This window comes from Nitrobacter vulgaris (assembly GCF_031453995.1).
GTDB lineage: Bacteria > Pseudomonadota > Alphaproteobacteria > Rhizobiales > Xanthobacteraceae > Nitrobacter > Nitrobacter vulgaris.
Genome location: NZ_JAVDPZ010000001.1, coordinates 113924 through 128693, shown reverse-complemented (window position 1 = coordinate 128693; position 14770 = coordinate 113924). Strand labels below are relative to the sequence as shown.

The 14770-nt window shown below is 60.9% G+C and carries 11 protein-coding genes; 5 read left to right on the top strand and 6 right to left on the bottom strand.

Going from position 1 to position 14770, the window contains the following annotated elements:
* Positions 1–46: 46 nt before the first annotated feature.
* From GGQ85_RS00605 to GGQ85_RS00590, 4 genes are read right to left on the bottom strand one after another with little or no spacing between them, the layout of a single operon-like run.
* Positions 47–1435, bottom strand: coding sequence for a BatD family protein (locus tag GGQ85_RS00605; RefSeq protein WP_309772724.1), 1389 nt, complete (start codon positions 1433–1435; stop codon positions 47–49).
* Positions 1432–2967 (bottom strand): VWA domain-containing protein, encoded by a 1536-nt coding sequence (locus GGQ85_RS00600; protein WP_309772722.1) that lies wholly within the window; start codon positions 2965–2967, stop codon positions 1432–1434. Before GGQ85_RS00600 ends, GGQ85_RS00605 begins: the two co-directional genes overlap by 4 nt.
* Positions 2960–3952: a vWA domain-containing protein gene (locus GGQ85_RS00595; protein ID WP_309772720.1), complete on the bottom strand. Its 993-nt coding sequence runs from the start codon at positions 3950–3952 to the stop codon at positions 2960–2962. Before GGQ85_RS00595 ends, GGQ85_RS00600 begins: the two co-directional genes overlap by 8 nt.
* Positions 3945–4424, bottom strand: coding sequence for a DUF4381 domain-containing protein (locus GGQ85_RS00590; RefSeq protein WP_309772718.1), 480 nt, complete (start codon positions 4422–4424; stop codon positions 3945–3947). The genes GGQ85_RS00595 and GGQ85_RS00590 overlap by 8 nt, the downstream gene beginning before the upstream one ends.
* A 282-nt stretch (positions 4425–4706) precedes the next feature.
* Between GGQ85_RS00590 and moaC the strand changes: the two genes are divergently transcribed.
* From moaC to lexA, 3 genes are all read left to right on the top strand, one after another.
* On the top strand, positions 4707–5237 hold the full coding sequence (gene moaC, locus GGQ85_RS00585) for a cyclic pyranopterin monophosphate synthase MoaC (RefSeq protein ID WP_309772716.1): 531 nt from the start codon (positions 4707–4709) through the stop codon (positions 5235–5237).
* Positions 5238–5461: 224 nt separating this feature from the next.
* Complete coding sequence (locus GGQ85_RS00580; RefSeq protein WP_309772714.1) at positions 5462–6676, top strand: molybdopterin molybdotransferase MoeA; 1215 nt, start codon at positions 5462–5464, stop codon at positions 6674–6676.
* Positions 6677–6838: 162 nt separating this feature from the next.
* Positions 6839–7546 carry a transcriptional repressor LexA gene (lexA, locus tag GGQ85_RS00575; RefSeq protein ID WP_309772712.1) on the top strand — a complete coding sequence of 236 codons (708 nt, stop codon included), beginning with the start codon at positions 6839–6841 and terminating at the stop codon, positions 7544–7546.
* Positions 7547–7586: 40 nt separating this feature from the next.
* On the opposite strand, the gene GGQ85_RS00570 is transcribed toward lexA, so the two are convergent.
* The gene (locus tag GGQ85_RS00570) at positions 7587–9878 is read right to left on the bottom strand and encodes a ComEC/Rec2 family competence protein (protein ID WP_309772711.1); all 2292 of its coding nucleotides are present in this window, start codon (positions 9876–9878) and stop codon (positions 7587–7589) included.
* A gap of 86 nt (positions 9879–9964) precedes the next feature.
* A complete protein-coding gene (locus GGQ85_RS00565; RefSeq protein WP_309772709.1) occupies positions 9965–11644 on the bottom strand; it encodes a glutamine--tRNA ligase/YqeY domain fusion protein in 1680 nt (559 codons plus the stop codon).
* Positions 11645–11858: 214 nt separating this feature from the next.
* On the opposite strand from GGQ85_RS00565, the gene gltX reads away from it, so the two are divergent.
* Both gltX and gltA read left to right on the top strand, forming a co-directional pair.
* A complete protein-coding gene (gltX, locus tag GGQ85_RS00560) occupies positions 11859–13283 on the top strand; it encodes a glutamate--tRNA ligase (RefSeq protein ID WP_309772707.1) in 1425 nt (474 codons plus the stop codon).
* Positions 13284–13423: 140 nt separating this feature from the next.
* A complete protein-coding gene (gene gltA / locus GGQ85_RS00555; protein WP_079446645.1) occupies positions 13424–14725 on the top strand; it encodes a citrate synthase in 1302 nt (433 codons plus the stop codon).
* The last annotated feature ends 45 nt before the right edge of the window (positions 14726–14770 follow it).

Below are 14770 nucleotides of genomic sequence, written 5' to 3'. Positions count from 1 at the left end.
GTGAAGAAAGCCTGCGTTCGAGCTTGTGAGATTGTGAGTGCCCCTATTATCTGGCCGGCTTGCGCCAACTCTCGGTTGACGCGTTCGGAATACCCATCGGATTGATGTGCTGAGGCAACTGCCGCTCTGCGCCGCGACTGGCCACCTGCCTACGCAAGTTGCGGCGCGCGACCCCAACCCGCCACAGCAAGCGGCGTGACGACCATTCACCGGCGTTGCGGTGCGACGCGAACAATTGTTGCTCGATCGATCCGATTTCGGAGTCGAGCACGGGATCGGCCGCTGCGGCCTTAAAAGCTTTGATCGTACGATCTGACGCAACGGGTTCGAACCGTTGCAGCCAGTCAAGCATTGCAAAGTACACCGTGCGAGCATCGCCGCTGCCTGCTACGCGGCGAAGGCGACGGAACGACCAGGCTTCAGATTGCAGATATGTCTTCCGCCGCTGCTGATACGCTGCCGTGATCGATCTTGCCGCGGCCGGCGCGAACCAGGCGATCACGGCAAATGCGGTTGCAATCAGCGCTGCCAGCAGCCAGTGCTCGGCAATACCGTCGCGAACGGCGGACCAATTCCATCGCGCGCGGGCTCCGTCGGAAATTGTCCCTTGCGCGGCCGGATTAGCAACGACCTGGAATGACATCGCGTCCAGGTGCGCCGTCTCCACTTTGCCTGCGCCGACATTCCACCATCCGATGTCGATTGCCGGCAAACTGAATTGACCCGATTGTTGCAGCATGTGCGTGACCTGATCGATACGGCGCGACACAAGCACCCCGGTTCGGGAATCGTACTTGTCCTGGAACTCCGGTTGTGCCGGATAAGCTTCGGCTATAGGCGAGCGGACAAGAGGCAGAGGCGGCAACAGCATAGCCGGCGTGCCGTCGGCTTCGATCGTGACGGTGCGGACAACGGAGTCGCCGACCTTGAGATGATCGGACGAAGGCTTGATCTCTTGGTGAACAACAAGCCGTTGGGCGGAGACGAATGGATCGAGCGCCTGCGCCGCATCGGGAATGACTGCCTGGAACGACAAAGACGGAATGCGCACAACCGTCTCGCGCGAGTCTGGAGGGTCGACCGCGTAAGTAACTGTCATCGACCGCTCCGAAATGGCGTAAGCGCCCGGCTCTTGCGGATAGAGCAGAAATTCGTACCGCACTCCGGCAAAGCTCACGCCGTCTACCTGTTCCGACATGTTGATCGTCGATCCGTCATGCGTGACGGCATTGCGGATCTGGAATGCCGGCAGCACCGGCGGCTTTGTCATGTAGTTGGGCACCAGAACGTCGAGGGTCAGCGTCGCGTTCTGGCCGACGACGACCGTCGCGGGATCGAGCTTGGCGCGCACGATCGGCTCAGTAGCCACAGTTTGTTGCGCATCTGCGTTAGCGACAGACAGCGCAAATAGCGCGAATGCGGCCAGTGTTCTCATCGCGGCGAACTCCCGACCGGCGTTGAGCCGCTGTTCGCCTGTATCGCGAACTTCAGTTTGAGGAAATCCGCCGGCGTCGTCTGCACCTGACGCATCCAGGCGTCGGCGGCGCCAGCTGTCGTCATGTCGTTCGGTGCAACTTTTATGCGTTTGCCACCCTTCTGCTTTTCGTCGACCTTGGTTTCATCGGGCTTGAGATCAGGCGGCGCGGCGTCTTGTTGCTCATCCTTGCGCCGTTTTTCCTCGGCAGCCTCGAAAACCTTCTTGACGATGGCGAGGTTAGCCTTTGCCGCGACGTTGTCTGGCTGCTGCGCCAATACGTCGTCGTAGGCTTTGATCGCCTTCTCGTAGGCATGGTTTTGCGCCTCGGCATTGCCGAGTGCGAAACGGCCTTCGACCGTCTCGACCTTCCGGAAGGCCTCCGCGGCAGCCAGAAAATCGTAGGCGCGATAGGCGGCGATTCCACGCCACATCGGATCGGCAAACAGTTTTGACGCGCTCGCATAGTCGCCGCGGTCGAAGGCAATGCGTCCTTGCTGATCCGGCGTCAACCAAAGGCTCGCGAAGCGTGACGGCGCTTCGGCGGGCTGCGCCTTGGCTGGGTGTCCATATAGCAGGAAGAGCACCAAGACCCATTGCACCGTCATGCCCCGGCGAAACCAGAGCGCGCCGAGCAGCGCTATCGGCCAGAGCAACCAAAATCCCTCGTCACGCCAGCGCGTTCCACTTTCTTCCGCCTGGGCGCTCTCGAATTGAGTGTCGATACGGCGTTCCAAAGCTTGGATGTCCGACTTGTCGACGGTGACATCAACGTTGTCGACTGGGATACTAGCCGTGTCCTGCGGCGGCCTGACGCTAAGCATCACCACGCCGTTGCGGCCTGCGGCCTTTCGCATTTCGCTTGCATCCGTGGTTCCGATGCCATCGGCCACCAAGAGAACAGTCCCCGCAACCGGTTCGCCTTGAAGAGACGTTGCGGCAAGTGCGAGAGCCGCGACTGGGTTTTTACCCTGCACCGGCATCAAGCCGGGCGTCAGCGCCGCCAGAAACGGCTCGATGACGCGGCGATCATCGGTCAGCGGCATGACCAGATGCGCGCTGCCGGCGTAGGCGATGAGGCCGGTGCGGGCGCTGCCTCGCGCGGCAAGCATGTCGAGGATCTTCTGCTTGGCACGCTCCAGCCGCATCGGAGCAACGTCGGACTGCCCCATCGATGCAGAAACATCCAGCGCGATCATCAATGGCGCTTTGTCCTCGACAAAGGGCGGCAACTCGCGCCGCCACGTCGGCCCGGCGAGCGCGACGGCGCCCAGTCCTAGCGCCAGCGCAACAAGATAGGAGGGTTTGATATGCCACCGCCGCTGCGGCGTAACGATCATGTGCTTCAGCAAGTTGGGTGCAATGACGCCTCGCCATTGCAGATCGACACTGTCTCGCCGTGAAATAAGCGCCAGGATCAGCCCGGTTGGCACGAGCGCGAGCAGCCACCACGGCCGAAGGAAATGAAATGCTTCGACGGCCTGCTCAAACATCGCTAGGCGCTCCGAAAGTCAGGCCGCGCAGCAGCAATACCGTCCAAAGTCCGAGACCAAGCACCACGGCTGCACCGAGAGGCCACTGGAACAGCGGCAGCTTCGGCCTCCAGCTCTCGGTTTGCACCTTTACTGGCGCAAGCTTGTCGATGTCGGCATAGATCGCTTCGAGCTGCTCGCCGTTCTCGGCGCGGAAAAACCGTCCGCCCGTCGTGCTCGCCACTTCACGGAGCGCCGGCAGATCGACGCGGTTTTCGCCGGAGGCTTCAGTATCTCCGACGCCGATCGTGTAGATCGTGAGCCCGCGCTGCTGGGCGATCTCAGCGGCATGCACAGGCGGCACCCGGCTTGCCGTATCGTTGCCGTCGGTGAGCAGGATCAGCACGCGCTGCTTCGTTTTGCTCGTATCAAATGTCTTGATCGCCAAGCCGATGGCGTCGCCGATGGCCGTCTGCTCGCCCGCCATGGCGACTGCGGTCTGATCTAACAGCATCTGGACAGTCTGCAGATCCTGCGTGAATGGCGCCTGCAAAAAGGCGCGCGTGCCGAACAAGATCAGGCCAATGCGGTCGCCTTTACGGCGGGCGATAAAGTCGCGAACGACCTGCTTCACGCCATCGAGCCGCTGCAGCATCTTCTGGTCGGGCGCCTTGAAGTCGGGCTGGCTCATCGAGCCGGAGATATCGATCGCCAACATCATGTCACGCGCCGCGATTTTATGCGTGATCGGATCGCCGACCCATTGAGGGCGCGCCAGCGCGGAAACCATCAGCAGCCAAATGATGACGGCAACGATCATCTGCAGGGGCAAGCGCCGCAAGATCACCGCGCCGGGCTGCGGCTTCTGCCCGGTCGCCTCGGCGACACGGGCGAAAAACGGAATCTGAACCGATGCGCGGCGCGCCCGATAAGGCGGCAACAGCCACCAGACCAACAACGGCAGCGGCAAAAGGGCGAAGGCCCAAGGCCAGGCAAATTCAAGCATGGTGCGCCTTGATCCAGTGCCGGATAATACCGAAAAGCGCGCGGGGATCGTCAGCGATCGGCTGATAGGCTTCGCGCGCCAGCACTCGCCCCACACCCTCGGAAAAGTCTCGCGTGTCAGCTGTTCGGTCAAGAAACGCCAGCCATGTCTGGCCAGCCAGCGATGCGACCTGTCCCCGCGGAAAAGCAGCCAGCGCGGTGCGGCGGATCAACGACGCCAACGCGATGGACGTGCCGGCAGGATTCTCCGGATTCCACGTGCGTTGGATAGCCGCAAGCTCGGTAAGCGCCGCTCGACGATAGCGGTTGCGATACCACCAATAGGTCAGCCGCCACAGACCAAAGAGAAGGCCGGCCGTGGCAACGGCCAGCGCAATCCGCAGCGGCCATGTCTGGGGCCAAAGACTGATCGCCGGCGGCAATGGAATGTCGATCAGGCCGGCGACTGGATCGGGTTGTGGAGAACTAGCCAAGGCTGCCCGGCCTCGCGAAGACGCGCGCGGTGAAGTCCAGTTTCGAACACCTGTCCTCAGATTCTTTTCTTTGCTTTCCAGAACGACATCTAAATTCTACAAAAGAGGCAAGTCGAAACTTAAAAAAGCAATCAGCCGTTTTGCTATCGATATGTAGCTTTATCCCGTTTCCAGATTTTAAAATCTTCACAAAGTGCTGAAACTATACGTTAAAATCTGGTCTTGAAAAAATAGCCTCTCCCCTCGTGAGAGAGGGAAGAACCAGCTCAGGATTTGATTGACATGGCAGACAAGAAAAACAAGACCGCCGGGAAACACAAACTCGCCCTCACCCACATCGACGTCAAAGGCGAGGCGCGGATGGTCGATGTCTCGGCAAAGCCCGCAACCGAGCGCGTTGCTGTCGCCGAGGGCCAGGTCGTCATGACCAGGGCGACGCTCGACTTGATTGAAAGCGGCAACGCCAAGAAGGGCGACGTGCTCGGCACTGCGCGCATTGCGGGCATCATGGCCGCCAAGCGCACTTCGGATTTAATCCCACTCTGCCATCCACTGGCGCTGTCGAAAGTCACGCTCGACATCGAGGCCGACAGGAGAATTCCGGGCTGCCGCGTCCGCGCAAGCGTCAAAGTCTCCGGCCCGACCGGAGTAGAGATGGAAGCCCTCACGGCGGTATCCGTCGCCTGCCTGACGATCTACGACATGATCAAGGCCGTGGAACGCGGCGTCCGGATCGAGGGCATTCACCTCGTCGAGAAAAAGGGCGGCAAGTCCGGCCACTATCTTGTGACGGATACCGCCTCAGAACCATAGCCGCCGCGCGAATGCGTCGTTAAGCGGCATTTTGGCTCTTAGTACCGTTGTATGCGAGCCGCGAGTTCGGTAGATGTTTGACGCGCCCGCCAGGCGCATCGCGCCTAGCGCGTATTCCGCAAAAATGGATACCGGTTTTGCGATCAGAATACGCGCAAGCTATTGATTGAGGGGATTTTCTTACGGCTGATCGCACGGCCGGAAAATGCTCTAGGAGAATGGTCATGCCCCTGATGACGGTCGCCGACGCCCTTGCGGCTGTTCTTGCCGGAGTCGAACCGCTCCCGGAGGAACCCGTGGCTCTCGAAGCCGCGCATCGCCGGGTGTTGGCGCGCGATCTCCCCTCGCGCCGGACTCAGCCGCCGGTCGCAATGTCGGCGATGGACGGCTATGCGGTGCGCGCAGCGGACATCGCGACAATTCCAGCGCGGCTACAGGTGATCGGTGAGATCGCTGCGGGACGGCCGCTCGAGCGCGCGCTGCAAACCGGCGAGGCCTTACGGATTTTCACCGGCGGCGTAGTGCCGGACAGCGCCGATACAGTCGTGATCCAGGAAGACACCGAACGCGACGGCAACCACGTCATCGTCAAGGAAGCCACTGCTCCCGGAAAGAACATTCGTCCTGCCGGCGTGGATTTTCGTGAGGGCGACGTCCTGATCCGGGCCAGCAGCCATCTCACCGACCGCCATCTTTCCCTTGCTGCCGGCATGAACTATCCGGACCTGCCGGTGCATCGCCGTCCCACAATAGCGATGCTCGCCACGGGTGACGAACTGGTTTTGCCGGGCGCGACGCCCGGTCCGGGCCAGATCATCTTGTCCAACGGCTACGCGCTTCGCGCACTCGCCCGAGGCGAAGGCGCCGAGGCGATCGACCTCGGTATCGCCGCCGACACAATGGACGCCACAACCGCCGCGATCCGCCGCGCCCGCGAGAGCGGCGCCGACATTCTGGTTACGACCGGCGGCGCGTCGGTCGGCGACCATGACTTCGTCAAGCGTGCACTGGAGGCGGAAGGCGTGGAGATTGCGTTCTGGCGGATCGCACTGCGGCCGGGCAAGCCGATGATGCACGGACGTCTAGGCCCGATGCGGGTGATCGGCCTCCCCGGCAATCCCGTCTCGTCCTACATCTGCGCGTTTCTGTTCATGGTGCCGCTGATTCGCGCGCTATCGGGGCGTGAAGATGTGCACCACTGCATTGAACCGGCGCTGCTCGGCAGCGATGTTAGCGCCAATCAAGCCAGGCAGGATTATCTGCGCGCCCGACTCACACCCTCGACGGACGGCTTGCCGGTCGCGACGCCGATCGGGCATCAGGACAGCTCGCTGATGGGAAAACTCGCTGCGGCAGAGGCTCTCGTAATCCGCACGCCATTTGCGCCGGCTGCAAGCAAAGGCGAGCCCTGCGCCATCATTAAGCTTTCGCTGTCATAAAACGTCGCTTTGTTGACCTTAAATTAAAGGGTTGCGGAACACATATCGAACATATAGTGTATGTTCATGATTTGTTTCGAGGTTCGTGCCGCGGGGTTATAAGGGCTGCAGGCCCGATGTCCCCTAGTTGGCAAGAACCCATCAACCAGGGACTGGGTCGGGATGCTCACGCGCAAACAGTATGAACTCCTGCGTTTTATCAACGAACGGCTGAAAGAATCCGGCGTGCCGCCCTCGTTCGATGAAATGAAGGACGCGCTCGACCTGCGCTCGAAGTCCGGCATCCATCGCCTGATTACCGCGCTGGAAGAACGAGGATTCATCCGCCGTCTGCCCAACCGCGCCCGCGCCATCGAAGTCATCAAACTGCCCGAACTCGCCGCCAGCGGCGGCGGCGGCCGTCGCGGTTTCACACCGAGCGTCATCGAAGGCAATCTGGGCAAAGTCCGCCGCAGCAGCGGCGGCGCTGTCGTCGACGATGCGGAACGTCCGGTCGCCGTTCCGGTGATGGGACGGATTGCAGCCGGCACGCCGATCGAAGCGTTGCAGACCTGCAGCCACACCGTCAGCGTGCCGCCCGACATGCTTGGTACCGGCGAACACTACGCGCTTGAGGTACGCGGCGATTCCATGGTCGATGCCGGAATTCTCGATGGCGATCTTGCGTTGATCCAGCGGAACCAGACCGCTGATACCGGCGACATCGTCGTTGCCCTGATCGACGACGAGGAAGCGACGTTGAAACGCTTCCGCCGTCGCGGCGCTTCGATCGCGCTGGAGCCGGCGAACACGGCTTACGAAGTTCGCATACTTCCGCCCAATCGGGTCCAGATCCAGGGCAGACTGATCGGCATTTACCGCAAGTACTGATTTCATCAGGAGCGAAAGGCTCCAACCGTGGACGAGCCGTTCAATCGTCCGGCTGGAGATCCTCGGGCACCGGCGTGGCGTCGGCCGGGGGTTCCGGTTTTGATTGCAGCTGTGCCGACTGTTCATCGACGGCAGCGGATGACCAGGGACGATCGACGCCGACAGGACGTGCGGCATCAACAGCAAAGCCGGATCTTGAAGCACCAGATCTTGAAGCACTTGGGGTTCGCCACAAGGCAAGAGCGCCTTCACGCCGCAGCCTGTTTTGATCGATCACCTGCGCTGGGCACCCCTCCGGAGCCTGCCACGGCGTCACCATGAGCTCCGCCCGCGTACAATCATCCTGCATCGCCTCCGGACGCCGCGTAAGCGCGACAAGTCCACCTCCACTCACCTTGACCACGCAGCCCTCATCGTCGCATGAGACGCCTTCCGCCAGCGTAGGGTCGGCAGACCCACGCCCATCCCCGTCGGCGGCAAGCCATTCCCTGACCGTGAAAGAGTCCTTACTCGTACTGATGAGGCGCAGCCGGCCGTCCCCGCCCCTCACGGCGACATTGCGACCTTCCGCGGAGATCAGGATATCCGGCGGCGTCACCGCAAATGACCACACGATCGCCAGCGCGACCACAACCGCGCCGCTCCAGCGCAGCGGTGTTCTCAACAGTCCGAGCAGAATGATGCCCGCGGTCGCCGCGAGCAGCGGCCCCGTTCCAAAAGCAGCCGTATGACCGATGGCGCCCGGAAGCGCCGCTACCCATTGAGCCACAGCGACCATCCATTCGATGCCAAAGTCCATCAGCCGCCAGAACACGCCGTCGAAGCCAAACGGCATGGCCGCAAGTCCGAGAAGCCCGGCCGGCATCACCAGCGCCGAGATCACCGGCATCGCCAGCAGGTTCGCAACAATGCCGTATGGCGTCACCCGATGGAAATGGAACGCGACATACGGCGTGGTCGCGAGTCCGGCCACGAGTGACGCCAGCGCCAGCATGGCGATTTCGCGTCCACCCCACAGAGCGGCCCTCGCCGTCGGCGAGTGATCGGGGGTTGCAAGCATCTTCGGCATCCCGACCTGAACTAGCGCCACCAACCCGAGCGTCGCCGCGAACGACATTTGAAAGCTCGGGTGGATCAATGACTCCGGCGCAATCGCAAGCACGATCATCGCCGCCACCGCGAGTGTGCGAAACGTAATAGCGCGCCTGTCCACCATGATCGCGATCAGCACCACCGCCGTCATGAAGAACGAGCGCTGGGTCGCAACCTCGGCGCCCGACAGCAGAAGATAAAAGGCGGCTGCCGCAAGCGCCGCAGCCGCCGACCACTTCTTGATCGGGAAGGTTGCCGTCAACGCCGGAACCAGCGCCAACAGCGCACGCACCGCGAAGAAGACCACGCCAGCGACGACGGCCATATGATAGCCGGAAATCGAAAGCACATGGCCCAATCCCGAAATGAACATCGCCTCATTAACCGGCGTCGTGATGGCGTCGCGCCGTCCGGTCAGAAGCGCGGTGGCAATGGCCCGCGAGTCGTCGCTGAGAACAAGACGGATGCGGGCGTCGATGGTATCGCGCAACTCCTGCATCAGCGCGGCATAGCGCAATGCGAGCCCACCACCATGCGGAGAGCTCACGGTCCTGATGGCGCCCATGACGAAGCCGGACGCGCCAATGCCATGGAAATACATATCGCGGGCGAAGTCGTAGCTTCCGGGCCGCACGGGCGTAAGCGGCGGCTGCAATCGCGCTTTCAACTCCACGAAGCTCCCAACGGCGGGCGCGGCACCCTTCCTGACCGACAGCCGCACGCGATCGAGCTTGATGTGCGACCGCCGATTATCCATCCGAACGACGCGCAGAACAAATCTATCGGTCCGCTCGCGCACCTCGCTGGTTTCGACGAAGCCCTGGAGCAAGGGCGTGTACATCGGCCGCGTCAGGACAACGTGGGAAACCTGTGCCGTCTTGATCGTGGCGACGGCAAATCCTGCGGCGACCGCCGCGACCATGACAGCGGCGGCAAACATCCGATGCCGGCGCAAGAGCAGCGCCACCACAAACAGAGCTACGGCGGTCGCGGAGACAACCCAGAGAACGGGCTCGTGATCGGCCGAAAAATAGATCGCAATACCTGTGCCAAATGCCACCGGTACCCACGGCAAGAGTTGGCCGGCTGCCGCTTCCGCGCCAGCCCAGGCTCGCAGTCGCGCCACCATTGCCGGTAAGGTGCCCGAAGGCATTTGTGAAGGAGCAGCGACGGCCTGCCGCGTCGGCCACGTTCCTGCGTACCCTCCCCTCCGATCGCGAGCCCTGCCCCGCTCCGCCATCCGGCTGCCCCTTCACGCCCTCGCGGCGATGCTAGCGGAAGAGGCTGCACGGCGAACAGTGGAACGGATACGGAATACCGGTGAAATCAGGAGCCGGTCGCCGCGACCTTGGCCCAGGTGTCGCGCAGGCCGACCGTCCGGTTGAACACAAGGCTGCCGGGAGACGAATCCTTATCCCGGCAGAAATAGCCCTGCCGTTCGAACTGCACTGAACCTCCGTCATCCTCTCGGGCGAGAGCGGGCTCAACCATGCAGCCGGACAGAGTTTGAAGCGATTGCGGATTGAGTTGGGATACGAAGTTCGCCGCGTCGGGCTGCTCGGTATCGAACAGATGACCGTAAAGTCTGATCTCGGCCGGCACGGCGTCCGCCGCGTTCACCCAATGCATTGTGGCCTTCACCTTTCGGCCGTCAGGCGCATTGCCACCTTTGGTCGCCGGATCGTAGGTGCAGCGGAGTTCGAGCACTTCACCCGCGGAGTTCTTCACCACATCGCGGCATGTGATGAAATACGCATATCGCAGCCGCACTTCCTTGCCCGGCGACAAGCGGAAGAACTTCTTCGGCGGATTTTCCATGAAATCTTCCTGCTCGATATAAATCTCGCGCCCGAACCGCATCCATCGGGTGCCCTGCGAGGGATCATCGGGATGGTTCACGGCCTCAAGCTCCTCACTCTGGCCTTCCGGATAATTCTCGATCACGACCTTGAGTGGACGCAAGACGGCCATGCGACGCGGCGCGTTCCTGTTGAGAGCCTCTCGAACGGCGAAATCGAACATTCCGACATCGACGGTACTGTTCGCTTTCGCAACGCCAATCCTCTTGATGAACTCTCGCAGCGCCTCAGCCGGCACACCGCGCCGCTGGAGGCCCGCAAGGGTGGGCATGCGAGGATCGTCCCAGCCCGCAACGTGACCACCGCGAACCAGTTCGGTCAGCACCCGCTTCGACAAAAGCGTATACGTGACGTTGAGCCGTGCGAATTCGTACTGATGCGGTCGCGACGGCACCGGAAGATTGTCGAGAAACCAGTCATAGAGTGGCCGGTGATCTTCGAACTCCAGCGTGCAGACGGAATGCGTGATGTGTTCGATCGAGTCGGACTGTCCATGGGCGAAATCGTAGCTCGGGTAGATGTTCCACGTGTTTCCCGTGCGCGGATGATGGGCGTGTAGAATCCGGTAGAGCACGGGATCGCGCAGGTTAATGTTGCCGGACGCCATGTCGATTTTCGCACGCAGTACGCGCGCGCCATTGGGAAATTCTCCGGCCCGCATCCGCGCGAACAGGTCAAGATTCTCATCAACCGGCCGGTCGCGGAACGGGCTGTGTCTGCCAGGCTCGGTCAGCGTACCGCGAGCCTGGCGGATCTCCTCCTGTGTCTGATCGTCGACATAGGCCTTTCCTGCGCGAATGAGGTGCTGCGCCCAGGCGTAGAGCTGTTCGAAATAGTCCGAGGTATAATAGAGGTGTGTTCCCCAATTGAAGCCCAACCAGCGGACGTCGCGCTGGATCGCGTCGATGTATTCCTGCTCCTCCTTGGTCGGATTGGTGTCGTCGAAGCGGAGATGGCAACGTCCGCCGAAATCATCGGCAATGCCGAAATTCAGGCAGATCGATTTGGCGTGCCCGAGATGCAAATAGCCATTCGGCTCCGGCGGAAACCGGGTGACGATGCTCTTGTGCTTTCCGGACGCAAGGTCAGCGGCCACGATATCGCGTATGAAATCCCGGCCCGCTTCCGCAGTCGATTCGTCGGTCATTGTGTGCCTTTCACTCCGGGCCTATGTGCCAAATCCACGCGCAGCCGCCAAGGGCTGAGATACCGGCAAACTGGGAAACGGCGCCGTCCCGGCGTTCCGCGTAGAGATAGAAACGGACAAAATATCCCTTCACTACATTGACGCCGCGAAGCAGGCCAGTTAGCCGTTCATGCGAATCCCGATACCCTCTCCCGAAGTGTCAGATCCACCAAAAATGACCGCACCCGTCGTCACCCGCTTCGCCCCGTCACCGACCGGCTTTCTTCACATCGGGGGGGCGCGAACTGCGCTGTTCAATTGGCTCTATGCGCGCAAGCACGGCGGCAAGATGCTGCTCCGGATCGAGGACACCGATCGCGCGCGTTCCACGCCGGCGGCCATCGATGCGATCCTTGACGGGCTGAAGTGGCTGGGTATCGAGTGGGACGACGAAGTCGTGTACCAGTTTTCCCGCGTTGCGCGCCATCGCGAGATCGCTGAGCAGTTGCTCGCCGAAGGCAAGGCTTACCGATGTTATGCAACGCCGGAAGAGCTGTCCGAGATGCGCGAGAAAGCGCGGGCCGAAGGTCGTGCCAAGCTTTACGACGGCCGTTGGCGCGATCGCGACGAGTCCGAAGCACCGCCAGGCGTCAAGCCAACCATTCGCCTCAAGGCGCCTCTGACCGGTGAAACCGTGATCGAGGATCAAGTTCAGGGACGCATTGTTTGGCAGAACGAGAACCTCGATGACCTCGTGCTGCTGCGCGGCGATGGCACGCCGACCTACATGCTCGCCGTCGTTGTCGATGACCGCGACATGGGAGTGACACACATCATTCGCGGCGACGACCACCTCATCAATGCAGCCCGCCAGAAGCAGATATACGATACCCTTGGATGGTCTCTCCCGACGATGGCCCACATTCCGCTTATCCATGGCCCCGACGGCTCGAAGCTTTCCAAGCGTCACGGCGCCTTGGGAGTCGATGCCTATCGCGCGATGGGATATTTACCGGTGGCACTTCGCAACTATCTGGTTCGGCTCGGCTGGAGCCATGGCGATCAGGAGATCTTCTCCACACAGGAAATGATCGACGCATTCGATCTGTCTGCTATTGGACGCTCCGCTGCACGCTTCGACTTTGCCAAACTCGAAAACCTCAACGGCCATTATATTCGCAGTTGTGACGATCGTGCTCTGGTGACCTTGTTCGAGAATGCGCTCGATTACGTTCCGCGCGGAACGGACATCAAGCCGAAACTCAACGAGGTTACACGAGCGCAACTCCTGCGCGCGATGCCGGGACTCAAAGAGCGAGCCAAAACCCTGATCGAATTGATCGAGGGCGCTCGATTTATCTTCGCAGATCGACCTTTGACGATGGAATCCAAAGCCGCCGCGTTGCTGACGCCGGAGATACGCACACTAATCGGAAGGCTTCGCGCGGTCCTTGAATCGGTTACTTCGTGGAGCGCGGAAACGACCGAAGCCGCGATGCGGACTTTTGCTGAACAAAACAATCTCAAACTCGGCGCTATCGCGCAGCCGCTTCGAATCGCGCTGACCGGTCGAACGACATCGCCCGGCATATTCGACGTCCTCGCTACGCTCGGAAAAGAGACGTGTTTGGCTCGGCTTGGCGATCAAAGTTCACCGTAACGCCCACCATCCTATTTCTGGCGATCTTGCGGTGCACATAGCAATACGATACCCCTTTGCGCGGCGCTTTGTAACGGCCGACTAGTCTCCTCATCGAGAGACTAGGCGATCCGCAACGATCTCATCGGGGGGGCTTCACGATGAACGCAACGAGCACAAAAACCGCAACGTTGACGGTCGAGAATAAGAGTTACGAGTTCCCCGTCCTGAGCGGCACGGTCGGACCGGATGTCATCGACATCGCCAAGCTTTACGCGCAGGCCGGCTTGTTTACTTACGACCCGGGATTCACGTCCACCGGCAGTTGCCAATCCAAGATCACCTATATCGATGGTGACGAAGGCGTACTCGAATATCGCGGTTATCCGATCGAGCAACTCGCGGAAAAAGGCGATTTCCTCGAGACCTGCTATCTGCTGCTCTACGGTGAGCTGCCCACGACGTCGCAGAAGAGCGATTTCGACAAGCGTGTCATCCACCACACCATGGTCCATGAGCAGATGACGCGGTTCTTCCAAAGCTTCCGCCGCGATGCTCATCCCATGGCGGTCATGGTGGCTGCGGTCGGCGCGCTTGCCGCCTTTTATCACGACTCCACTGACATCAACGATCCCAAGCAGCGCATGGTCGCGTCCATGCGTATGATCGCAAAAATGCCGACACTGGCTGCGATGGCCTACAAATATACGATCGGCCAGCCGTTCATCTATCCGAAGAACTCCCTGAGCTTTGCCGAAAACTTCCTCTATATGTGCTTCGCCGTGCCGTGCGAGGACTACAACATCAACCCTGTTCTGGCGAACGCGCTCGACAAGATCTTCATTCTGCATGCTGACCACGAGCAGAACGCATCGACATCGACCGTGCGCATCGCAGGCTCCTCAGGTTCGAATCCATTCGCGTGCATTGCCGCCGGCATCGCCTGCCTGTGGGGACCCGCACACGGCGGCGCCAACGAGGCGGCGCTAACCATGCTTTCTGAAATCGGAACCGTGGACAGGATTCCGGAATTCATCGACAGGGTGAAGGACAAGAACAGCGACGTCCGGCTGATGGGATTCGGACATCGGGTCTACAAGAACTACGATCCCCGCGCGAAGATCATGCAAAAAATGTGTCACGCGGTACTCAACGAAACGGGTCATGGCAATGATCCCATGCTCAAGGTAGCGCTGGAGCTCGAAAAGATCGCTTTGAACGATGAATATTTTATCGATCGCAAACTGTATCCCAACGTCGACTTCTATTCGGGCCTTACTCTGAAAGCGATGGGCTTTCCGACCTCGATGTTCACGGTGCTGTTCGCGGTCGCGCGCACCGTCGGCTGGATCAGCCAGTGGAGCGAGATGATCGAGGATCCGCAGCAGAAGATCGGTCGCCCACGGCAGCTGTATACCGGCGCGACCCGGCGCGATTACATCGACATGGCCAACCGCAAGTAGTTTTCGAGCGAAGTGGAATCCGGTTCGCGTGAAGAAAACGCGTCA